The following is a 23,148-nucleotide window of genomic DNA, read 5'->3' on the forward strand; positions in this document are numbered from 1 at the left end:
GGCGAGGATGCCGGCCCCCACGCCGATCAGACGGAAAGCAGGAGGAACTCCCGTTCCCAGGAGCTGATCACCCGCTTGAAGTTCTCGTGTTCGGCGCGCTTGACCGCGACGTAACCGCGAATGAACTTGTCGCCCAGGTAACTCTCCAGGGTCTTGCTGCCTTCCATGCGTTCCAGCGCTGCCTCGATGGTCAGCGGCAGTCGCAGGTTACGTCGTTCGTAGCCACGGCCCTTGACCTGGGCACTGGGTCTGATGCCTTCGACCATGCCGATGTAGCCGCACAGCAGGCTGGCAGCCAGGGCCAGGTAGGGGTTGGCATCCGCGCCGGCCAGGCGGTTCTCCACGCGGCGGTTCTCCGGGTTGGAGTCCGGCACGCGCAGGCCGACGGTACGGTTCTCTTCACCCCATTCCACGTTCACCGGCGCCGAAGTGTCGGGCAGGAAGCGGCGGAACGAGTTGACGTTCGGGGCGAACAGCGGCAGGGCTTCGGGAATGAGGCGCTGCAGGCCGCCGATATGGTGCAGGAACAGCTCGCTCATGCTGCCGTCGGCATTGGAGAAGATGTTCTTGCCGGTCTTCAGGTCGACGATGCTCTGGTGCAGGTGCATGGCGCTGCCCGGCTCGCCGGTCATCGGCTTGGCCATGAAGGTCGCCGCCACGTTGTGCTTGAGCGCCGCCTCGCGCATGGTGCGCTTGAACACCAGGATCTGGTCGGCCAGGTCCAGGGCGTCGCCATGACGGAAGTTGATTTCCATCTGCGCGGTGCCTTCTTCGTGGATCAGGGTGTCCAGATCCAGGCCCTGCGCCTCGCACCAGTCGTACATGTCTTCGAACAGCGGGTCGAACTCGTTCGCCGCATCGATGGAGAAGGACTGGCGACCGGTCTCCTGGCGGCCGGAACGGCCTACCGGGGCCTGCAGCGGGTAGTCGGGGTCGTCGCTGCGTTTGGTCAGGTAGAACTCCATCTCCGGCGCTACAATCGGCTTCCAGCCCTTGTCGGCATAGAGCTTGAGCACGCGCTTGAGCACGTTGCGCGGCGACAGCTCGATGGGGTTGCCCAGTTTGTCGTAGGTATCGTGGATCACCATCGCGGTCGGCTCGATGGCCCAGGGGACGAGGAACACGGCATTCTCGTCCGGGCGGCAGACCATATCGATGTCGGCCGGGTCCAGCAGGTCGTAGTAGGTTTCGTCCTCGACGTAGTCGCCGGTCACGGTCTGCAGCAGAACGCTCTCCGGCAGGCGCATGCCCTGCTCGTTGAGGAACTTGTTGGTCGGCGCGATCTTGCCCCGGGCGATACCGGTCAGATCGGCGATCAGACACTCCACCTCGGTGATCTTGCGTTCCTTCAGCCAGCTGCTCAGCTGGTCTAACTTGCTAGTCATAAAGACCTCAGGGTTTGAGAGCCCGGCCCCAACGCCAGGCTCAACGGTTCCCCGCCCTCTTGCTGCAGGCTTTGCCGAATGCCTGGAAGATAGCGAGATAGTTGGGGTTCGTTTCGACCTGCCACTCCGGGTGCCACTGCACACCGACCGCGAAGGTCTGCGCACCTTCGACGCAGAAGGCCTCAACCAACCCGTCGGGCGCCAGAGCTTCTACGCGAAGGCCGGGCGCCAGACGTTCAACGCCCTGGCCATGAATGGAATTGACCTGGAACTGCGAGGGTAGCCCGATACCGGCGAAAACGCCGCCGGGCTGCACGGTTACCGCGTGCCGCAGTCCATACTGAACCTCGAGCGGCTCGTTGGCCGGCTCGCGGTGATCCATGAAACCCTCGACCTGGTGCACCTTCTGGTGCAGCGTGCCGCCGAAGGCCACGTTCATTTCCTGGAATCCGCGGCAGATGCCCAGCACCGGAACCCCGGCCGCGACGGCGCGGCGGATCAGCGGCAGCGTGGTGCTGTCGCGCGCGGGATCATGAAGAGTGCCGGCTTCGCTTGCGGAGCCACTATAATGATAGGGCTCGACGTTCGACGCCGAGCCAGTGAACAGCAGGCCGTCGAGTGCGGCCAGCAGGGCCTCCTGGTCGATGTCCTCGCCCAGGGAGGGAATGATCACCGGCAGGCCGGCGGCCCCGGAGATCACAGCTCTGAGGTATTTGTCGCCAGTGACGTGGTAGGGTTTCGAACCGAGCTGCTTGACGCAGGCGGACACGCCGATTAACGGCAGGCGAGACATGAGGCACCCGTGTTTGTATGTGTTATGGGCTTGAGGCCGAGCTTAGCCTTGTTCATTTTTTTACACAACAGAAATGTAAAAAATCAAACACGCCCTACTGAACAGCCCGCCAACCAAGGCTCTCCGCTCGCCCGAAGCAACCTGAAACGCCCAAGAAATGGCACATTGCGGTTTTTGTGCCCCTTTTTGGTGCGACATTGACAACCCTTGCCAATTCGGATTGACTCACACCTCAGCCTTCGAATGATTGATATTTTTAACAATAAAGGTGTTACATCATGTCGGTACCCCAGAGTGCCGTTTCGCTTGAAGAAGCGAGTGAGTTCCTGAAGGAACATCCCGAGGTCCAGTTCGTCGACCTTCTTATTGCAGATATGAACGGTGTGGTTCGCGGCAAGCGCATCGAACGCACCAGCCTGCCCAAAGTCTATGAGAAAGGCATCAACCTCCCCGCCTCTCTCTTCGCTCTCGACATCACCGGCTCCACCGTGGAAAGCACCGGCCTCGGCCTGGACATTGGCGACGCCGATCGCGTCTGCTTCCCGATCCCCAACACCCTGTCCATGGAACCCTGGCAGAAGCGCCCGACCGCGCAGCTGCTGATGACCATGCACGAGATGGAAGGCCAGCCGTTCTTCGCCGACCCGCGTGAAGTGCTGCGCCAGGTGGTGCAGCGGTTCACCGACATGGGCCTGACCATCGTCGCGGCCTTCGAGCTGGAGTTCTACCTGATCGACCAGGAGAACGTGAACGGCCGTCCGCAGCCGCCGCGTTCGCCGATCTCCGGCAAGCGTCCGCAATCGGTGCAGGTCTACTCCATCGATGACCTCGACGAGTACGCCGACTGCCTGCAGGACATCATCGACGGCGCCCGCGCCCAGGGCATCCCGGCCGACGCCATCGTCAAGGAAAGCGCCCCGGCCCAGTTCGAAGTCAACATGCACCACGTCGACGACGCACTGAAGGCCTGCGACTACGCGGTCCTGCTCAAGCGCCTGATCAAGAACGTCGCCTACGACCACGAGATGGACTCGACCTTCATGGCCAAGCCCTACCCGGGTCAGGCCGGCAACGGTCTGCACGTGCACGTTTCGCTGCTCGACAAGGACGGCAGGAACATCTTCACCAGCGAGGATCCCGAGCAGAACGCCGCGTTGCGCCACGCGATCGGCGGTGTGCTCGAGACCCTGCCGGCGTCGATGGCCTTCCTCTGCCCGAACGTCAACTCCTATCGCCGCTTCGGTTCCGCCTTCTTCGTGCCGAACGCACCGAGCTGGGGCCTGGACAACCGCACCGTCGCCCTGCGCGTGCCGACCGGCGCGCCGGAAGCGGTGCGCCTGGAGCACCGCGTCGCCGGTGCCGACGCCAACCCCTACCTGCTGCTGTCCGCCGTGCTGGCCGGCATCCACCACGGCCTGAGCAACCAGGTCGAGCCCGGTGCGCCGATCGAAGGCAACGCCTACGAACAGCTGGAACAGAGCCTGCCGAACAACCTGCGCGACGCACTGCGCGAGCTGGACGACAGCGACGTGATGAACAAGTACATCAGCCCCGAGTACATCGACATCTTCGTCGCGTGCAAGGAGCATGAGATGCAGGAGTTCGAGTATTCGATCTCCGACCTCGAGTACAACTGGTACTTGCACACCGTCTGAGTGGTAAACGAAACGCCGGCCCCGTGCCGGCGTTTCCTTGTGCCTCTGGCACATCCGGGGACAGCGGCATCGTGACGGCGAGGAGGGGCGCCAGCGATCCATGCCCGCCGCTCCCGCCTGCCCGCGATGCCTCCATCCGCCCGCCCGGGCATCCATCGCGTCTGTCGTGTCCTTGCTGTCGCGCCATCGAGCGGCGAGTGAATGCCGCATCCGCTGATTACGTGGTTCATTCAGGGAGATCGCCAATGCCACGCCTGTACGCCTTGCTTCTGATGCTGTTGTGCCCGCTGTCCGCCTGGGCCGACCAGGTTATCCGCGTCTACAACTGGAACGACTACATCGCCCCCGAAGTGCTCAAGGACTTCGAGAAGGACACCGGCATCCGCGTCGAGTACCACACCTACAGCGCAGCCGACGAGCTCAAGAAAGCGCTGCGCGATGGCGAACACATCGACGTCGCGGTGCCCTCGCACAACGACCTGCCGGCGCTGATCAGGGACAAGCTGATCCAGCCGCTGGACTTCACCAGGCTGCCCAACCGCAGCCACCTCGACGCCCAACTGCTGAGCAAGCTGGCCGCCGTCGACCCGAACAACCAGCATGCCGTGCCCTACCTGTGGGGTGCCGTCGGCCTGGCGATCAACGGCCCGGAGGCGGAGAAGGCCTTCGGCGGTGCCCTGCCCGACAGCTGGAGCCTGCTGTTCGACCCGCAGCAGAGCCAGCGCCTGAAGAGCTGCGGCATCAGCCTGCTGGACGCGCCGGACGAGACCTTCTCGGTGCTGATGAACTACCAGGGCCGCAACTTCGCCCGCAGCGCCCCCTCGCAGATCCGCCGCGCCGGCGAGGTGCTCGCCCAGCTGCGCCCGAGCCTGCTCTACGTCGACGGCGGCGAGCGCTACATCCAGGACCTCAACAGCGGCAAGCTGTGCGTCGCCATGGCCTGGGTCGGCGATGCGCTGGGCGCCGCCAACGCCGGCCAGCCGGTGCGCTTCGTGGTGCCGCAGGAGGGCTCGGTGCTGTTCATCGACAACCTGGTGATCCCCACCAGCGCCGAACACCCGGACCTCGCGCACAGGTTCATCGACTACCTGATGCAGCCCAAGGTCGCCGCGCAGATCACCGCCGCCACCCTCTACCCCAACGGCAACAAGGACTCCGCGCAGTTCCTCGACGCCGCCCTGCGCGACCAGCCCGGCCTGTACCCGGACCAGGAGACCAAGCGCCGCCTGTTCACCCTGGAAACCGCGCCGGAGAAGACCGCGCCGGTGATCACCGAGGTCTGGGACAAGCTGCGCGCCGGCGGCAGCTGACTTGCCGAGCGCCCCGGAGCTGGCGTCCAATAGCCGCCCAGCTCCGGAGGTCGACATGTCCGCTCCCACCCGCAAGCCCCGCGCCAGCAGCCAGGCGCGCATCGCCGTGATCCTCGACGCCGCCCGCGCGCTGCTGGCCGGCAGCGGCGCGGCGAGCCTGTCGATCTACGCGGTGGCCGAGCGCGCCGGCATCCCGCCGTCCTCCGTCTACCACTTCTTCCCCAGCGTGCCGGCCCTGCTCCAGGGCCTCACCAGCGACGTCCACGCCGCCTTCCGCGCCTGCCTGGAGCAGCCCGTCGAGCACGCCGCGCTGCGCGACTGGCGCGACCTCTCGCGGCTGGTCGAACAGCGCATGCTGGCGGTCTACGCCGACGATGCCGCCGCGCGCCAGCTGATCCTCGCCAGCCACGGCCTGGCCGAAGTCACCCAGGCCGACAGCCAGCACGACGTGCAGCTGGGCCAGGCCATGCGCGCGCTGTTCGAGCGCCACTTCGAACTGCCGCCGCTGCCCGCCGAGATCGAGGTGTTCAGCCTGGCCATGGAGCTGGGCGACCGCGTCTACGCCCTGTCCGTGCAGCGTCACGGGCACATCAGCGAGCGCCTGGCCGAGGAAGGCATGCGGGTGTTCGATGCCTACCTGTCGCTGTACCTGCCGCCCTGCCTGCCAAAGCGGGTCACGCCCCTGTCCTGAGTCGATTTTTATCCGTAAATATCCGGATAGACGGGCGAAATATTTTCGACCAGCGCTTCATAAACCGATTTTTATCGGATATAAATCGCCTCAGCCCTGATGAACCATGGCGCGGGCGCGCACGTCCGTGGTCCCTCAGCACGCTTGCTGGCCTTGCCGGGCGCGCCAATGCGCCCGGATAACCGATAAGTATCCGAACAAGAGGTGCTCCATGACCCGCACAGTGACCGTCGCGGCCACCCAGATGGCCTGCTCCTGGGATGTCCAGGCCAACCTCGCCAATGCCGAGAAACTGGTCCGCCAGGCTGCCGCCAGGGGCGCGCAGATCATCCTGATCCAGGAACTCTTCGAGACCCCCTACTTCTGCCAGAAGCCCAACGCCGACTACACCCAGCTGGCCACCCCGGCGGACGAGAACCCGGCCATCCTGCATTTCCAGAAGGTCGCCGCCGAACTGAAGGTCGTGCTGCCGATCAGCTTCTTCGAACGTGCCGGCCGCGCCCGCTTCAACAGCATCGCGATCATCGACGCCGACGGCAGCAACCTCGGCCTGTACCGCAAGAGCCACATCCCGGACGGCCCCGGCTACCACGAGAAGTACTACTTCAACCCCGGCGACACCGGCTTCAGGGTCTGGAACACCGCCTACGCGCGCATCGGCGTCGGCATCTGCTGGGACCAGTGGTTCCCCGAGTGCGCGCGCAGCATGGCGCTGATGGGCGCCGAGGTGCTGTTCTACCCGACCGCCATCGGCAGCGAACCGCACGATGCGAGCATCAGCTCCCGCGACCACTGGCAGCGCGTCCAGCAGGGCCACGCCGGCGCCAACCTGATGCCGCTGGTGGCCTCCAACCGCATCGGCCGCGAGGAGCAGGACGGCTACGACATCACCTTCTACGGCTCGTCCTTCATCGCCGACCAATTCGGCAGGAAGGTCGAGGAACTGAACGAGACCGAGGAAGGCATCCTGCTGCACAGCTTCGACCTCGACGCCCTGGAAAAGACCCGCAGCGCCTGGGGTGTGTTCCGCGACCGGCGGCCGAACCTATACTGGCCCATCGCGACACTCGACGGCGAAACCCTCTCCGAGTAACCCACGCGGCGGATGGCGATCCCCTCCGCCCCAGCAGCCGAACCTGGTGACCCCATGACCACTCTGACCAGCACTCCCCGCGCCGATGGCTTCCGCATGCCGGCGGAATGGGAACCCCACACCCAGACCTGGATGGTCTGGCCCGAGCGCCCGGACAACTGGCGCCTCGGCGGCAAGCCGGCGCAGGCCGCCTTCAGCGCCGTCGCCCGCGCCATCGCCCGCTTCGAGCCGGTGACCATCGGCGTCTCCGCCGGCCAGTACGAGAACGCCCGCGCCCAGCTGGCCGACGCGGCCAACATCCGCGTGGTGGAAATCAGCAACGACGACGCCTGGGTGCGCGACACCGGCCCGACCTTCGTCATCGACGGCAAGGGCGCAGTGCGCGGCGTCGACTGGACCTTCAACGCCTGGGGCGGCCTGGAAGGCGGCCTGTACTTCCCCTGGCACCGCGACGACCAGGTGGCGAGCAAGATCCTCGGCATCGAGCGCTGCGCCGGCTACCGCACCGAAGGCTTCGTGCTCGAAGGCGGCTCCATCCACGTGGACGGCGAAGGCACCCTGATCACCACCGAGGAATGCCTGCTCAACCACAACCGCAACCCGCACCTGAGCCGCGAAGAGATCGAAGCCAACCTGCGCGAGCACCTGGCCATCGACACCGTGATCTGGCTGCCGGACGGCCTGTTCAACGACGAGACCGACGGCCACGTCGACAACTTCTGCTGCTACGTGCGCCCGGGCGAAGTGCTGCTGGCCTGGACCGACGACGTCAACGACCCGAACTACGCGCGCTGCCACGCCGCCCTGCGCGTGCTGGAAAGCGCCCGCGACGCCAGGGGCCGCCAGCTGACCGTGCACAAGATCGTCATCCCCGGCCCGATCCACGCGAGCGAAGCCGAGTGCCAGGGCATCGACATGGTGATCGGCACCCAGCCGCGCGATCCGTCGATCCGCCTGGCCGGCTCCTACGTCAACTTCCTGATCGTCAACGGCGGCATCATCGCCCCGCGCTTCGACGATCCGGCGGACGCCGAGGCCGAGGCCACCCTCAAGCGCCTCTTCCCCGGGCACCAAGTGGTGATGGTGCCGGGCCGCGAGATCCTCCTGGGCGGCGGCAACATCCACTGCATCACCCAGCAGCAGCCGGCGCCGCAGAAGCGCTGATTCGCCGGTGCTGAAAAAGGGCCGTCGCCTTCCCGGGCGCCGGCCCTTTTGCATTCCGCAAAAGCCCCTGCCGGAACGCCACCCTGTAGGAGCGAGCTTGCTCGCGAACCGCATCGGCTCCGGCGCCAACCGGTGAACCCGTTCGCGAGCAAGGACCAGGCGTCCCCCTCGCTCCTACGAAAATCCCAAAAGAAAAAGCCGCCGCCCCTTGCGGGGACGGCGGCCTTCTTCAACCCGCTCGGCTTACAGCAGCGGAATGGTGTAGCTGACGATCAGGCGGTTCTCGTCCTGGTCGCGCTGCCCGGCGGAACCGGAAACCGCGTCGGCCGGCAGGCCGCTGCGCAGGGCGGCGTTCTTCCAGGTGAAACCCAGGCCCTTGAAGGTGCCGTCCGGGATCACGTAGGCCAGGGAGATGTCGCGCTCCCACTCGCTCTGGTTGCCGTGCGCGGTGTCGATGTTGTCGCCGCGCAGGTACAGGGTCTGGAAGGTCAGGCCCGGCAGGCCGGCCTGGGCGAAGTCGTAGCCGTAGCGGACCTGCCAGGTGCGCTCGCCGGCGTGCAGGAACTTGCCGATCTGCACGTCGGTGATCAGGTAGGCGGTGGCGCCATCGCCGTTGTTGATGAACGGGAAGTCGCTGTCGCCGCTGAGCTGCTGGTAGCCGGCGCCGATGCTGTGGCCGCTGAGGGTATAGGTGAACAGGCCGCTCCAGGCGCGGTTGTCGACCTCGCCCTTGGTCACGCCGTTACCGTAGTAGCCGGTGGTGTAGAAGCTCTTGTCGTGGCCGTTCTTGCCGTCGTCGCTGCTGTGGAAGTAGCGCAGGTCGCTCTTGAGCACGCCCGGGCCGATCGCCCAGTTGTGCTGCAGGCCGAGGAAGTGCTGTTTGTAGAAGTCCTGCAGGTTGCCGTAGTAGTACTGCAGCGTCAGGTCCTTGGTCAGCTTGTAGTCGGCGCCGCCGTAGTAGAACTTGTTGACGAACTGGCCGCTCTGCGCGTTGTTCGCGCCGGCGATGGACAGGCCCTCGTTGTTGCTCGAGTTGCGGCCCTTGGCGTGCTCCAGCTGGCCGCCGATCAGGGTCAGGTCCTTGAACTCGTTGGAGGTGACCTGGCCACCCTCGAAGGTCTGCGGCAGCATGCGGCCGTCGTTGTAGGTGACCACCGGCAGCTTCGGCAGGAGGGTGCCGTAGCGCAGCTCGGTGCTGGAAACCTTCACCTTGCCGGTGGCGCCCAGGTGGGAGAAGTCGTCTACCGCGCGGCCATCGCCATCGGTGGGGAAGACGGTACCGGAAAAGTTCGAGCTGGTCGGGTTGTAATGTGTGCCCTTGCCGCTGTCGAGGCGAACCCCGAGCAGGCCCAGTGCATCGACGCCGAAGCCGACGGTGCCTTCGGTGAAGCCGGAGGCGTAGTTGAGCAGGAAGCCCTGGCCCCACTCCTCCTGCTTGCTCGGCTCGGCGGTGCCGTTGCGGTTATCGGTGTTGATGTAGAAGTTGCGCAGCGTGAGGCTGGCCTTGCTGTCCTCGATGAACCCGCCGGCGACGGCCGACTGGGCCAGGCCCGCGGCAGCGATGGCGAGCGCCAGGCTCGATTGCTTGAGAGTGCTTCTTTTCATTGGATTTCCCCATTTTATCGATCTTGAAAACAGGCCATTCGGAACGACGGCTGGCTCCCCCGGAGCCCGGCCGAACGGCAAGCAGCGGCCACGGCGCGTACGGATACGCACAGCTGCGAGAATTCAGTGGTGATGCAACGCGCCCCTAGGCAGGGGTGACGCGCAGGCAGGCAGGCGGGAAGGCAGAAGATGGCAGGGACGGCATGGATCGGGTCTCGTGTCTTGTTGTCGTGGCGCTGCACCGGCAGGCACCACTGCTAGGCAAACCCCAGGCCAACCGGCCTCGCCTGCCCGATCCCCCGCCAGCAGAGCCTTTCAGGCTTGCCGGCCGATCCATTGCCTCAGACGCATGAGCGGGAAACCGCCAATCACCTCGTTCATCCTGGCGGGAAACCGCCACCCCGACCGCACTGGCCAACCGGCCTCGTGACGACGTTGGGGCAACGATAGAAGAAGCTCTATAAAACCAAAAAGAATTAATTATTACTATGTAATTTCCTTTAGTAATATATGGTAACACGCTGTTTCCACCGGAACCGCACCTCCGACGAGGTACCTCCGTTGGGCAGATGACCCGGCTGAAAGGGTTGCCCGGCAGCCGCGCGGCAGGGCGATGCACTGGCGCGAAGCCCGGCCAGCCGCGGGTTGCGGGGCGCGGCGGGCTCCCCGGATACCCGCCGGGCAGCGGCGCGATGGCGACAGGTTTCCCGCTGCCACGCGGCGTCATGTCGCGCTCTTGCCCGGGGCTCGCCGCGACGCAAAGGCGCTCGCGCAACGTACCCGGCGCAGAAAAAAAGAAGCCCGCCAGTGCTGCAACACTGGCGGGCCACGGGCATCGTGGAGTTTCGCCCAAGAAATGCAGAACGCCGGAGCGGACGTCTGCCAGTCCAAGAGGTCGCACCTGTCCGTGCGACCCGCGGATGATCCTGGGCCGGGCAGCCGCCGTCCATGCAGCCCTTCCGATAGACCTGTACGAAGATTCCTGCTGGCAGGGCTACCGGGTATCAGGTCACGGGCGTCCCACCGTGGCGCTGGTGCCAACGAAGGCGGCCGACGGCAGCAGCTGGCTGATGAAGCGGTTCCACCGGGTGATGTTGGCCGGCCCGATGAACACCACGTCCTGGGGCTGCATGGCGAAATCGCGGGCCAGGGCGTAGGCCGTGGGCTGCTTCGCCTGCAGGTGGAAGACCTGCGCCGTGAGGGCGGTCTTGTCGCCACTGGCGCCCGGCTGCAGGTCGCCGGCGCGGATCACGTAGACCGAGTCGCCGTCGGCGGTTTCCGGGCTGAGGCCGCCCGCGTTGCCCAGCACTTCCAGCAGCGTCAGGCCGGTGGTGCGGTAGGTCACCACCGTCGGCTGGTGGACTTCACCCACCACATAGACCTTCTTGCGGTCGTTGTAGGGCAGGTGGATCTGGTCACCGCTCTTCAGGTAGATGCCGCTCAGGGTGGAGCCCTTGCGGTTCAGCGCGTCGACGTCGATCGGGTACTCGCGCCCGTCGCGCTTGAGCGTGAGCCCGGACAGGTCAGCCTCGCCGGCGACCACGCCGGCCTTGCTCACCGCCTGCACCAGCGTCGTCGGCGTGTTGTTCAGCTCCATCTGGCCGCCGTTCTGGAAGGCCCCGGACATCACCACGTGCTGGCTCGCGTAGGTGAGCACGGTGACGTCCACCTGCGGGTCGACGATGCCCTTCTTCGCCAGCCGGCGGGCCAGCTCGGCGCGCAGCATGGTCGGCGTCCGGCCCTCCGCCGCCACGGTGCCGGCGTAGGGGAAGAAGATGTTGCCGTCGGCGCCGACCACGCGGCCGTTGGCTTCCATCTGCTGCGTCGAGCCGGGGCTGGTCAGTTCCGGGTGATCCCAGACGGTGACCAGCAGGACGTCGCCGGCGCCAATCACGTATTCACCCTGCTGCGGCCGGTAGGACAACAGCTCCGCCGGCAGGCCCGGCTCATTGGCGCGGGCCATTTCCTGGTTTTGCAGCACTTGCGGCGTGATGGGCACGAGGGTGACGTGCATGCCCGCCTTCAGCGCTTCTCGTTCGACATCGGAATCCGTCATGTGCTGACCGGGGGAGAACACACAGCCTTGCAGTGCCAGACTGCCGACGACAAGGCCGATCACGTACAGAGTTTTCATGGCGATCCTTCCTTGAAGCAGGGTGTTGGTAGGGGACTACCAGCTCAGAACGCGTTGCGGTGAACGAACCCCTTGAACAGGGTCAGCCCAACGATCTTCAGGTCCCACCAGACGGACCAGTTCTCGATGTAGTCCAGATCGAACTCGATGCGTTTCTGCATCTTTTCCAGGGTGTCGGTCTCGCCACGCCAGCCGTTGACCTGGGCCCAGCCGGTGATGCCCGGCTTGACCTTGTGGCGCAGCATGTAGTGGCTGACCTGGCGTCGGTACTGCTCGTTGTGCGCGACTGCGTGGGGCCGGGGCCCCACCACCGACATGTCGCCGCGCAGGACGTTGAAGAACTGCGGCAGCTCATCCAGCGAGGTACGTCGCAGGAACGCGCCCAGGCGGGTGACGCGGCAGTCGTTGCGCGAGGCCTGGATCACCTGCGCGCCGTCTTCCATGACCGTCATGCTGCGGAACTTCCACACGCGGATCGGCCTGCCGTCCATCCCGTAACGGGTCTGGCGGAACAGCACCGGGCCGCGCGAGGTGAGCTTCACCGCCACGGCGATCAGCAGCATCGGCGCCGACACCAGCAGCAGGATCAGCGAGGCGAGGACCACGTCCTCGATGCGCTTGAGCACTGCGTTGGGCCCGTCCATGGGGGTGTCGAAGATGCTGATGGTTTCCAGGCCGTTGATGCTCTCGCTGCGCGCGTGCAGCAGGTCGAACATGAACAGGTCGGGAATCAGGTAGACCGACACCGTGGTGTCGGAGAGTTCGCGAATCAGTTCGTTGAGCAGCGGCTCGCGGGACAGCGGCAGGGTCAGGTAGACCTTGTCGATCTGCCCGCCGCGCGCCGCCTCGATCAGCGCCAGGCGCCCGCCCTTGACCGGCACCCGCGCCTCCAGCGCCATCTGCTGCGGGCGGTCGTCGTAGAAGCCGACCAGGCGCAGGCCCATCCACGGCGCGTCGAGGATGGTCGACGCCAGGTGCGCGGCGACCTCCCCGGTGCCGTAGATGGCCACGTTGCGGCTGTTGAAGCCGTGCCGGCGCGCCACCCGCAGGAGGATGCGCAGCAGCAGGCGGTAGGCGCACATCACCAGCAGCGCGACGGCGAACCAGGCGAAGCGCCGGGCGTCGACGACGATGCCGTGGCGCACGGCCGCATCCAGCAGCAGCACGGCGAAGAAGGTCAGCGACCAGTAGCTGGTGACGATCAGCGACTCGCGCAGCAGCGACTCGCCGCGCCAGGAACCGTAGAGCCGGTTGAGCTCGCCCAGCCAGTGGAACAGCATCACGCACAGCAGCACCGAGACCCAGACCCGCGAGTCCGGCAGACCGCTGCCGTCACTCAGGAGGATCGCCCCGGACAGGACGATGACCAGCAGATCGAGCAGGCGGTGCGCCAGCGCCAGCAGGGACTGGTTGGCCCGCAGTATTCCCTTCGATCGAATGGACATGGAAAACCTCGCAACGCTCGGCGCCCATCCTGGCGCCGCTGCCACGTTCGGCAGATGGATCGGTGACGCGCCGGCCCGGGGCCGGCAATCTCAGGAGCGGGCGTCCAGCAGCAACTGCTGCAGGTAGCGGCCGTAGCCGGTCTTGCCCAGGCGCTCGGCCTGCAGGGCCAGGGCCTCGCTGGACAGCCAGCCCTGCTGGAAGGCGATCTCCTCCAGGCAGGCGACCTTCAGCCCCTGCCGCGCCTCGATGGTCTGGACGAAGTGGCCGGCCTCCAGCAGCGACTCGTGGGTGCCGGTGTCCAGCCAGGCGAAGCCGCGTCCCAGCAGACTCACGCGCAGCTCGCCGAGCTCCAGGTAGAGGTTGTTGATGTCGGTGATTTCCAGCTCGCCGCGCGCCGAGGGGCGGATCTGCCGGGCCATCTCCAGCACCCGGTTGTCGTAGAAGTACAGCCCCGTCACCGCGTAGCTGGAGCGCGGCGCCCGCGGTTTTTCCTCGATCGACAGCACCTTGCCGTCGGCGTCGAACTCCACCACGCCGAAGCGCCCCGGGTCCGCCACCTGGTAGCCGAACACCGTGGCGCCGCGCTCCTGCGCGGCGGCCTCGCGCAGGAGCGCGGTGAAGCTCTGGCCGTAGAAGATGTTGTCGCCCAGCACCAGGCACACCGAGTCGTCGCCGATGAAATCCGCGCCGATCAGGAAGGCCTGGGCGAGGCCGTCCGGCGAGGGCTGCACGGCGTACTGCAGGTGCACGCCGAAGCGCTCGCCGTCACCCAGCAGGGCGCGGAAGTTGGGCAGGTCGGTGGGCGTGCAGATCAGCAGGATGTCGTCGATGCCGGCGAGCATCAGCACCGACAGCGGGTAGTACACCATCGGCTTGTCGTAGATCGGCAGCAGTTGCTTGGACACCCCCAGGGTGATGGGGTGCAGGCGGGTGCCGGAGCCTCCGGCGAGGATGATGCCTTTCATGCAGTGGCCTCCTTGGCGCGATCAATAGCCGGGAACCGGGCTATTCGAGCGGTTTGAGGCGCGGCAGCTCGGCCGCGCGCTCGGCTAGAAAGGAGTCGATCAGGCTGGACAGGCGCAGCGCGGAGAGGTCCCAGGAGTAGCGCAGGACGTTCTCCAGCCCGGCGCTGCGCAGGCCGCCGCGCAGCTTGGCGTCGCGCAGCACGCGGCGCATCGCGGTGGCCAGGGCCTGGGTGTCGGCGGGGTCGAAATACAGCGCCGAGTCGCCCAGCACCTCGGGGATCGAGGCGCTGCGCGCGGCGATCACCGGGCAGCCGCAGGCCTGCGCCTCCAGCGGCGGGATGCCGAAGCCTTCGTAGAGCGAGGGGAAGACGAAGGCCGCCGCGCCGCGGTATTCCTCGATCAACCGGTCGTCGTCGATGCGCCCCAGCCAGTGCACGCGTTCGTGCTGTTCGCTGGACTGCAGGCGGAAGCTGCGGTTGGCCGAGCCGACGATGTGCAGGTCGACGTCCAGGTCGTGCAGCAGGTCGAACGCCTCGATCATCCGGGCGAAGTTCTTGTGCGCCGCCGGCGAGGACACCGCCAGCAGGTAGGGCCGTTCGCCCAGCGGCACGGGCCCGGGGCAGAATGCGGCGGAAACCGCGTTGCCGATCACGTGGATGCGCTCGGCCGGAAAGCGGTAGTGCGCGGCGATCTCCCGGCGCGAGAACTCGCTGACGCTGACCAGCGCCAGCACCCGCCGCAGCATCAGCGGGGTCAGCGTCCGGTACAGCGCGCGGAAGCGCCAGGAAAAGCTCTCGGGATGCCGCACGTAGGCGATGTCGTGGTGCGTCGCCAACTGCCGGCCGTAGGCCAGCGGCGCGGTGTTGCACAGCGACACCAGCAGCGGCCGGCCGTTGCGCAACAGCCACAGCGGCAGGTCGACCTGCTCCCACAGGTGCCCGTGGTTATGCCCGATGCGCTCGACGTGCAGGCGCCGGGCGACCTCCTCCCGTGGCAGCGGACCGGGCGGCGCGACGAAGAGCACGTCGCCGCGCAGGCGCGCCAGCGACAGCGAGATCTGCTCGGCGAAGCGTTGCACGCCGCTGATTTCCTGGGACAGGAAGCGCGCGTTGATGACGATCATGGAAGTCCTCTCGGCAAGCCGGCGCGCTCAGCGCAGCGACAGTTGGTAGCCCGGCGCGCTGCGCAGCAGCGTCGGGGCGTTATCGATGGGGATGTCGGCCTGGCACGGCCCGCCACCCGCGGGGCAGGCCCAGGGCACCTTTTCACCCTGGCGGGCGCTCACTCCGTCGAAGTCCCGCAGGCGCCAGAGGGTGTCGGAGCTGCCCGGCTGGCTGGTGATCCTCAGGTTCTGCCCGTGGCCCAGGGTCCAGGCCACCAGCACTTCGTCGCCGGCCCTGGCGAAGCGCAGCAGGTAGACGTTCGGGTCGGCGTTGGGCACCCGGCCGACGAAGCGGTAGTGGCCGATGATCCCGGCCACGCTGGCCATCGCCTGGTAGGCCGGCTTGGGCTTGCCGTCGGCGGTGAGCAGGCCGAAGTTGTGCTCCATGTCGCGGCGGTCGATGCCGTCGTCCACCAGGTCGTACCACCAGGCGCCCTTCACGTTCGGCAGGCTGCGCAGCAGGAAGTAGGCGCGCGCCAGGTAGGCCGCCTGGCGCTCGCGGCTGATCCCGCAGGCGCCATCGTGGGCCGGCCAGCTGAATTCGGTGAAGTACAGCGGCACCGGCCGGCCGGCGACCTGTTCGAGCCGCTGGTTGACGCCGGTGAACCACGCCAGCCAGTTCTCCGGCATCGCCAGCTCGCCCTCGCAATACACCGAAGGGTGCAGCGACAGGCCGTCCACCACATCCAGCAGCCCGCCGGCCAGCAGGCGCTCGGCGAAGCCCTGGCGAATGCCGCGCAGCGTCACCGCGCCGGCGATCACCTTGGCCTGCGGGTCTTCCTCGCGGATCGCCGCGGCCGTGGCACGCACCAGGGTCAGGTAGTCGTCGCTGAAATGCTTGTCGGTGGGGTTTTCCACGTCCCATTCGTTCCACACCTCGTAGATCGCCACCTGCCCCCTGAAGCTGCGCACCAGGTAGCGCACGTAGCGCAGGAAGGCCTCGCGGGAGGCCTCGTCGCGCGGCTTGGCGTTGCCGTGGAACTGGTTCTCCAGGCCGAGGATCAGCAGGGTGTCGATGCCCAGGCCGCGGGTGCTGCGCAGCTGCGCGCGCCAGCTGGCGTCGATGGCCAGCACGCCGGGCTCGCGCTCGACGCTGGACCAGAAGGCATCGTCGCGGAACGACCCGATGCCGGCCTGCCGCGCCAGGTGGTTGATGCCGTCGCGGTTGCCGGCGCGGATGTTCTGGTGGGTGCTGGCGCCGACGATGAACTCCGCCGGGCCCGCCTCGATGATCGGCACTTCCCGGGCCAGCGCGCGCGGCGCCTGCCCCACCCCGGCCAGCAGCACCCCGGCGAGCAGCAGGCCCAGCAGCCGGCCGTTGCCCTGCAGGCGCCAGGCCTGCGGTGCCGGCGGCGTGGCCAGCTCCTCCGGCGGGCGCAGCGCGCGGCCGATGGCCAGGCCGAGGAACAGGCTGGGCACCTGCGCCTCCAGCACGTCGCTGGTCCAGCCGACCAGCAGGACGCAGTAGGCGATGCCCAGCAGCGCGCGGGCCTCGCTCCCCGGCTGGCGCTGCAGGCGCATCAGCATCGGGATCGCCAGCACGTAGAGCGCGCCGCCGGCGACGCCGAACAGCAGCCAGAGGTAGAGCAGCGAGTTGTCCGCCACCGCCAGTTGCTCGATGCCGAACACCGGGTAGGCCCCGTAGGCGCTGCCGGTCATGCCCAGGCCGGCGCCGGTGAAGGCCCAGCCGTTGTAGGCCATCACCTTGATCAGCGCCGGCCAGGTGTTGACCAGGCGATCCACCATCGAACCGATCAGGTTGTCGCCGCTGGAGCTGGCCAGGTACGGCTCGACGCCGCCGAACAGGCCGTAGAGCGGCAGCGCCAGCGCGCCGAACACCACCACCAGGGTGGCCAGCAGGAAGATCAGGCGGCTGCGGGCGAAGCTCATCACCAGCAGGACGACGACGAAGGCGACGGCGGAGGACTTGTTGGTGGTCAGGACGATGCCCGCCAGCGCCACCAGGTAGATCAGCCAGCGCGCCGGCAGCGGCAGGCGGAACGAGCCCAGGTACAGGCTGAAGATCGCCAGCATGATCGCCAGGCTCGACGACACCCGCGAGAAGCCGGCGATACGGTCCAGCCCGTAGGCGCTCCAGGCGCGGTTGCCGCTGATCTCGACGCCGCCCATGGAGTAGGTGTAACCCTTCCACGGCACGTTGCCGAGGATGTCCAGCGCGATGCCCGCCAGCGAGGCGACCAGGCACAAGGCGATCGCCCAGCCCACCGCCTTGCGGTGCATCTCCAGGTACGGGCCGCAGAGCAGGCCGAACAGCAGCGGCGCGTAGATGAACACGCTGAAGGCCCCGGCCGTCCACTGCGCGCCGTGCAGCCGGCCGAGCATCAGCGAGGCCGCCGCCAGCACCAGCAGCAGCCACAGGCCGCGCTGCTGCGGGCGGGTCAGCAGCTCCCAGGCCACCGCGGCCACGCAGGCGATCTTCGGCAGGTAGATCAGCGCGGAGAGCCCGACCCGGTCGGCGTAGAAACGCAGCGCCCCGCTGAAGGTCTCCACCAGCAGCAGCGCCACCACCACCCACAGCGCCAGCAGCGAGCGGTCGAAGACGATCCCGCGCGAGGGCTCAAGGCGTGGATACGGCGATTGCAGATCCATGGTGGACTCCACGGTTGAGCAGGGTGTGGCGCAGGAGGGTTTCGTACTCGTCGAGCATCCGTTCGACGCTGAGCATCGACGCCACGCTGTCCCGCGCGCGGGCCGCCAGGCGCTGGCGCAGCGGCGCGTCGAGGGCCAGGCGGCGCAGCGCCTCGCCCAGCGAGTCGGGGCGCTCGGGGGTGCAGTGCAGGCCGTTGAGCCCGTCGCGGACGATCTCGACCAGGCCGCCGCGGGTCGAGGCGATCACCGGCAGGTGCTGGGCGCAGGCCTCCAGCGCCACCAGGCCGAAGGACTCGGGGCCGACGCTGGGGACCACCGCCACGTCGATTTCGGCGAAGAACCCGCGGGACTCGCGGTAGCCGACGAAGTGCACGTGCTGCGGATCGGCGCGGGATTTCAGCGCGTTCACGTAGGCCGTCTCGCCGCGCCCGGCGATCAGCAGCGAGGCATCCAGGGCCTGCCGCTGGAACTGCTCGATCAGCCACTCCACGCCCTTGTTCGGGGTCAGCGCGCCGATGAAGCCGAAGCGCAGCGGGCGGCGCCCCGCCGGCGCGGCCGGCTCGCCATGGGCGTGGGCGCAGGGCGCGCTGTTGTAGACCACGTAGCGCTGGCTGTGGGCGAAGTAGCCGGCGTCGACCAGGGCGGCCAGCTGGTAGCGGCTGACGCCGACCACCGCGTCGACCCGCGCCGACGCCTGCGCATGGGAGCGCCGCAGCAGCGCGCAGGTGCCGCATTGCCGCTCGCAGTGCCGGCCCTTGTTGAAGCGCATCCCGCGTGGGCAGGTGAGGTACTGGTCGTGCAGGACCTGGACGATGGGCAGGCCGGCGGCGCGGATCGCGTCCCAGGCGGCGATCGACCAGCCCGACAGGTTGTGGCACACCACAAGGTCGGGCCGCTGCTGCTGCAGCACCCGCGCCAGCACGTCGCGCATGGCGGGGTTGTAGCGGTCCAGCGCGTGCCAGGCGAGCCGCCGCAGCGGGCCGGGGCGCGGGTCGGCGAACGGCCAGTAGAGGTTGCGCAGGCCGGCGCGCAGCACCGGCACGCCGTTGTGCGAGTCGCTGCGCAGGCCGGCGTCCGGGCCAGTGCTCAGCACCTGCACCGCATGCCCGCGCCCCTGCAGGCCCTCGACCATGGACTGCAGCATGACCTCCGCACCGCCGCCGATGTGCGGGGCGTAGAGGGTGCTGAGGAACAGCAGTTTCATAGCGGATACGTCCGGCTCATGCCCAGCGCGCCGGACTCGCCGTCGCGTATGGCGCGCAGCAGCAGCTGCAGGCGGCCCTGGCGGCCGTGGCGGCGGGCGAAGAAGTGCAGCAGGCGCAGGAACACCCAGCGGTTGAAGCGGTACATCCGTGGCGAGGCGACCCACAGGTTCTTGTCGAACCAGGCCTGGTTGCGCGCCGCATAGTAGGCGCGCAGGTCCGAGCTGCCGAGCAGGTAGGTCTCGTAGATGTTGGCGGTGCGCTGCTTGAGGTTCCACGAGCGCTCCAGGTCGTCCAGGCCGGCGCCGGGCACCAGGTAGAGGTGGCCGCCGCTGGCGCCGATGCGGAAGGTGTATTCGGTGTCGTCGGCATACAGCACCAGCTCGCGGCGCGGCAGGCCGATGCGCTCGATCAGCCGGCGGTGCGCCAGCAGCCCGCCGTAGTAGGCGAACGGCAGCTCCAGCAGCGGCTCCAGCGGACGCGGCCGGGGCTTGCCCCAGGGCGTGCGGCGCCAGAGCTTGTAGGGCAGCTGGTGCACGTGGAAGCCGAAGTAGCTGGAGCGCGGCGGCGCGATGAAGCGCGTCGGCACGCCGGCGACCACGTCCGCCTGGTGCTCCGGGCGGAAGCCCAGCACCGCGGTGCGGTCCGCGCCGTGGCGCTGTATGCAGTCGAGCAGGCGCTGCCGGAGCAGCGGGAAGGAACCCGGCATCGGCGCGTTGTCGTCGTCCATCAGCCAGATGTATTCGCAGCCGGTCTTCAGCGCGGCGGCGATGCCCACGCAGTAGCCGTTGGCCGAGCCGGTGTTGCTGTCCAGCTCGATCACCTGCACGCGGTTGGGCCAGAGCCTGAACAGCCGGTCCAGCTCCGCCACCGAGGCGTTGCTGACGACGATCGCGCGGGCGATGTCGGGCTCGCGCAGGGCCCTGGCGAGCAGTTCCTCCAGGTACTCCAGGCGGTCGCCATAGGTCAGCGTCACCAGTACGGTCGATCCACTCATGATGGTGCGTCTCCCTCGTCGATCGGCGGGCGCTCAGGCCCGCCACCTTTCCCCGCCCACCGCCGAGAGGCGGCTCAGCGGGACGCGCACGCGCTGTTCGCGCTGCAGCAGGTTGAGCAGGATCAGCGCCCGCTCGGCGCCGTCGTCGCAGAGGAAGATCGCCTCCATTTCGCAGTCCCCGGCGCAGTGCAGGCACACCGTCTGGCCCTGGCGGAAACGGCCGGCCGGGCGCTCGGGCAGCGCGCGCAGGCGGGCGCGGATGTCCTCCACCAGCTCGTCGGCCACCGGCAGCGGCTGCGGGCCGAAGCTGACGATGCGCGCCACGCCGCGGGTCGAGCGGATCGGGAACCAGTTGTCGTGCTGCTGATCGAGGTGGATGAACAGGTAGCCGGGGAACAGCGGCTGCGGCCGCGCGCCCTCGCCGACCACCGGCCGGTAGCAGGCGAAGCCCTGGCGCACCAGGTTTTCCTCGGCGCGCAGCTCCTGGTGCGGCTTGGTCTGGATCAGGTACCAGCGGTGAAGGGGGTCGGTGTGACTCATGATGCGTGCCTCGACGCCGTTTCGGGCGATGAGTGAGGACGGGGCCGGGCGCTCCGTGGAGCGCCGCCCCGCGAGGATTGGCTGGCGCCCGGCGATCCGTACCCCAGCCCGTCATGAGCGGCGGGCCAGGCGGGAGGCGCCAGGGGGTTGGGTGTCCGGGCCGGGGCTCAGTCCCGGTTGTCGTAGCGGTAGGCGTAGGCGCCGTAGTCGTAGGCGGCGGTCGAGGCCTTGCGCTTGACCCCGTTGAGGATCACGCCCTGCAGGGGGATGCCGTTCTGCCCCAGGCGGCGGCGGGCGGTATCGATCTCGCTGGCCGGGCTCTGGCCGAAGCGGGTCACCAGCAGGCTGATGCCGCACAGCCGGCCGACCAGCGCCGCGTCGGTCACCGCCAGCACCGGCGGGGTGTCGATGATGACCAGGTCGTACAGCACCGAGGCTTCGCTGAGCAGCTGGGCGAAGTTGTCGTGCATCAGCAGTTCCGAGGGGTTCGGCGCGGCGAAGCCGCAGGAGATGAAGTCCAGGTCAGGCACTTCGGTGGGCAGGATCACCTCGCTCAGCGGCCGGCGGGCGCTCAGTGCGTCGGACAGGCCGTGGCGCGGGGTCAGGCCGAAGACGCGGTGCAGGTAGCCCTTGCGCATGTCGGCGTCGATCAGCAGGGTGCGCTGGCCGGACTGGGCGACGATCGCCGCCAGGTTGCTGGAGACGAACGACTTGCCGGCGCCGGGTGCGGGGCTGGTGAGCATCACCACGTTGTTGCGCGCTTCCAGCAGGGCGAAGTGCAGGTTGGTGCGCAGGCTGCGCAGCGCCTCGTTGGCCAGGTCGCCCGGATTGGCGGCGGCGAGCAGCTTGGGCGCATGGGCGGCGATGTCGCCCTTGCGTTCCTTCTCCAGGCGCTCCTGCTGGCGGGAATAGGGCACCGCGGCGAGCACCGAGAGGCCCAGCTGTTCGATCGCCTCGGGGTTCTCCACCCCGCGGTAGAAGGCCTGGCGCAGGAACAGGATGCCCAGCGCGACGCAGAAGCCGAGCAGGGTGGCGAGCAGCACGATGATCTTGCGCATCGGCTTGGCCGGCTGCTCGACGTTGGCCTGGGCGGTGTCGATCACCCGCACGTTGCCGATGGTGCCGGCGCGCAGGATGTCCTGCTCCTGGGCCTTGTTCAGCACGGTGGTGTAGGTCTGCTGGGTGACCTGCATGTCGCGGTTCAGGCGCAGCAGTTCCTGCTGGGTGGCCGGCAGGTTCTGGATGCGTCCCTGCAGCGCCTGCTTGCGGGTCTCCAGGCTGGCCATCTGCTTCATCAGCGCCTGGTAGGTCGGGTGGCCGGGGGCGTAGAGGCGGTCGTACTCGGCGCGCTTGAGCTTGAGGTCGGAGAGCTGGTTGTCGATGGTCACCACCTGGTCCAGCACGCCGCGGGTCTCGACGCTGATGTCGGCGGACTTGGCGCTGGTCTGGTAGGCGTTGTAGGCGGCCTCGGCGCGTTCCAGCTCCATGCGCACCATCGGCAGCTGCGAGCGCAGGAACTGCAGGCGCTGGGAGGCTTCGGCGGAACTGCGCTCGACGTTCTGCAGCACGTAGAGGCTGCTGATCTTGTCGAGGATGAGGTCGGCCTGGCCGGCGTTGGGGTCTTCCAGGGTCATGTAGATGATCCCGGAGTCCTTGCCGGCCTCCACCACCTTGAGCAGCTTCTGGTAGGCCAGGGTGGTGCTCAGCAGGCGGTCGCGGGTGAGGATGAACTCGGTGCCCGGGCGCGCCACCAGTTGGTCGACTTCGATGCTGAAGCCCTTGTCGACCACCAGCTTGTTCAGCTCGCCGCGCAGCAGCTGCTCGCCGTCGGCGTTGAGCAGGACGTAGGCGTTGCCGCCCTCGGCGACCAGGGTCAGCGGCTCGCCCAGATAGGCGTCGGGCACTTCCAGCTGGAACACCTTGATCTGCTCGCCGCCCCAGCCGTAGGCGCCCATGCCGAACAGCGGCTCGGCCAGCGGCTGCGCCGGGGTCGGCTGGAAGCGCCGCGCCAGGTAGTCGCCCACCAGCGGCATGTGCCGGGGCTTGGCGACGATGTAGAGCTTGAGGATCTCCACCGCCTTGCCGAGCACCGCGCGGGATTTCAGCAGTTCGATCTCGGTGGCCGCCAGGGACACCGAGTCGGGCCGGTTGATCACCTCGGGGGTGCCGTTGAGGCCGTTCTTCTTCTGCTCGACCTGGATCATCGCCCCCGAGACGTAGATCGGCGTGGCGGTCAGCGCGTAGCCCAGGCCGAGGACGGCGAACAGGCCGGTGACGACGAGGATCATTCGCTTGTGGTCGAAGAGCAGGCGCAGCAGGCCGGCCACGTCGATACGGGTGTCCTGGAAGTTCTCCAGGGACGAGCGGGACATGATACTCATGGACATCCATCCTCC

Annotated in this window: 17 protein-coding genes; 5 read left to right on the forward strand and 12 right to left on the reverse strand. The window is 67.8% G+C overall.

Annotated features, from left to right (window positions below; genetic code table 11):
• Window positions 1-26: 26 nt before the first annotated feature.
• Window positions 27-1,385 carry a glutamine synthetase family protein gene (locus tag AC3B6A_RS26025; RefSeq protein ID WP_488399981.1) on the reverse strand — a complete coding sequence of 453 codons (1,359 nt, stop codon included), beginning with the start codon at window positions 1,383-1,385 and terminating at the stop codon, window positions 27-29.
• Window positions 1,386-1,425: 40 nt separating this feature from the next.
• Window positions 1,426-2,178: a gamma-glutamyl-gamma-aminobutyrate hydrolase family protein gene (locus tag AC3B6A_RS26030; protein ID WP_488399982.1), complete on the reverse strand. Its 753-nt coding sequence runs from the start codon at window positions 2,176-2,178 to the stop codon at window positions 1,426-1,428.
• Window positions 2,179-2,456: 278 nt separating this feature from the next.
• On the opposite strand from AC3B6A_RS26030, the gene AC3B6A_RS26035 reads away from it, so the two are divergent.
• The 5 genes from AC3B6A_RS26035 to aguA all read left to right on the forward strand — a co-directional run bounded on the left by AC3B6A_RS26035 (window position 2,457) and on the right by aguA (window position 8,091).
• Complete coding sequence (locus AC3B6A_RS26035; RefSeq protein WP_488399983.1) at window positions 2,457-3,833, forward strand: glutamine synthetase family protein; 1,377 nt, start codon at window positions 2,457-2,459, stop codon at window positions 3,831-3,833.
• A gap of 245 nt (window positions 3,834-4,078) precedes the next feature.
• Window positions 4,079-5,143 carry a polyamine ABC transporter substrate-binding protein gene (locus AC3B6A_RS26040; RefSeq protein WP_488399984.1) on the forward strand — a complete coding sequence of 355 codons (1,065 nt, stop codon included), beginning with the start codon at window positions 4,079-4,081 and terminating at the stop codon, window positions 5,141-5,143.
• Window positions 5,144-5,198: 55 nt separating this feature from the next.
• A complete protein-coding gene (locus AC3B6A_RS26045; protein ID WP_488399985.1) occupies window positions 5,199-5,834 on the forward strand; it encodes a TetR/AcrR family transcriptional regulator in 636 nt (211 codons plus the stop codon).
• Between the two features lie 211 nt (window positions 5,835-6,045).
• Window positions 6,046-6,927, forward strand: a complete 882-nt coding sequence (gene aguB, locus AC3B6A_RS26050) for an N-carbamoylputrescine amidase (protein ID WP_488399986.1) — start codon at window positions 6,046-6,048, stop codon at window positions 6,925-6,927.
• Window positions 6,928-6,981: 54 nt separating this feature from the next.
• The gene (gene aguA, locus AC3B6A_RS26055) at window positions 6,982-8,091 is read left to right on the forward strand and encodes an agmatine deiminase (RefSeq protein ID WP_488399987.1); all 1,110 of its coding nucleotides are present in this window, start codon (window positions 6,982-6,984) and stop codon (window positions 8,089-8,091) included.
• A gap of 243 nt (window positions 8,092-8,334) precedes the next feature.
• Here the strand turns inward: aguA and AC3B6A_RS26060 are convergent, their stop codons facing one another.
• From AC3B6A_RS26060 to AC3B6A_RS26105, 10 genes are all read right to left on the reverse strand, one after another.
• Complete coding sequence (locus tag AC3B6A_RS26060; RefSeq protein WP_488399988.1) at window positions 8,335-9,696, reverse strand: OprD family porin; 1,362 nt, start codon at window positions 9,694-9,696, stop codon at window positions 8,335-8,337.
• A gap of 1,009 nt (window positions 9,697-10,705) precedes the next feature.
• Window positions 10,706-11,830, reverse strand: coding sequence for a polysaccharide biosynthesis/export family protein (locus AC3B6A_RS26065; RefSeq protein WP_488399989.1), 1,125 nt, complete (start codon window positions 11,828-11,830; stop codon window positions 10,706-10,708).
• Window positions 11,831-11,874: 44 nt separating this feature from the next.
• The gene (locus AC3B6A_RS26070; protein ID WP_488399990.1) at window positions 11,875-13,275 is read right to left on the reverse strand and encodes an undecaprenyl-phosphate glucose phosphotransferase; all 1,401 of its coding nucleotides are present in this window, start codon (window positions 13,273-13,275) and stop codon (window positions 11,875-11,877) included.
• Window positions 13,276-13,365: 90 nt separating this feature from the next.
• The gene (gene rfbA / locus AC3B6A_RS26075; protein WP_488399991.1) at window positions 13,366-14,241 is read right to left on the reverse strand and encodes a glucose-1-phosphate thymidylyltransferase RfbA; all 876 of its coding nucleotides are present in this window, start codon (window positions 14,239-14,241) and stop codon (window positions 13,366-13,368) included.
• 40 nt (window positions 14,242-14,281) lie between these two features.
• Window positions 14,282-15,364, reverse strand: a complete 1,083-nt coding sequence (locus tag AC3B6A_RS26080) for a glycosyltransferase family 4 protein (RefSeq protein ID WP_488399992.1) — start codon at window positions 15,362-15,364, stop codon at window positions 14,282-14,284.
• A gap of 27 nt (window positions 15,365-15,391) precedes the next feature.
• Window positions 15,392-18,013: a GH39 family glycosyl hydrolase gene (locus tag AC3B6A_RS26085; RefSeq protein WP_488399993.1), complete on the reverse strand. Its 2,622-nt coding sequence runs from the start codon at window positions 18,011-18,013 to the stop codon at window positions 15,392-15,394.
• Entirely contained in the window at window positions 17,982-19,217 is a 1,236-nt protein-coding gene (locus AC3B6A_RS26090) for a glycosyltransferase family 4 protein (RefSeq protein WP_488399994.1), read from the reverse strand. Before AC3B6A_RS26090 ends, AC3B6A_RS26085 begins: the two co-directional genes overlap by 32 nt.
• A complete protein-coding gene (locus AC3B6A_RS26095) occupies window positions 19,214-20,212 on the reverse strand; it encodes a glycosyltransferase (RefSeq protein WP_488399995.1) in 999 nt (332 codons plus the stop codon). Before AC3B6A_RS26095 ends, AC3B6A_RS26090 begins: the two co-directional genes overlap by 4 nt.
• A 33-nt stretch (window positions 20,213-20,245) precedes the next feature.
• On the reverse strand, window positions 20,246-20,752 hold the full coding sequence (gene rfaH, locus AC3B6A_RS26100; RefSeq protein WP_488399996.1) for a transcription/translation regulatory transformer protein RfaH: 507 nt from the start codon (window positions 20,750-20,752) through the stop codon (window positions 20,246-20,248).
• A 167-nt stretch (window positions 20,753-20,919) separates the two neighbouring features.
• Entirely contained in the window at window positions 20,920-23,133 is a 2,214-nt protein-coding gene (locus AC3B6A_RS26105; RefSeq protein ID WP_488399997.1) for a polysaccharide biosynthesis tyrosine autokinase, read from the reverse strand.
• Between the last annotated feature and the right edge of the window lie 15 nt (window positions 23,134-23,148).

Source organism: Pseudomonas sp. B12(2026), from assembly GCF_057767015.1.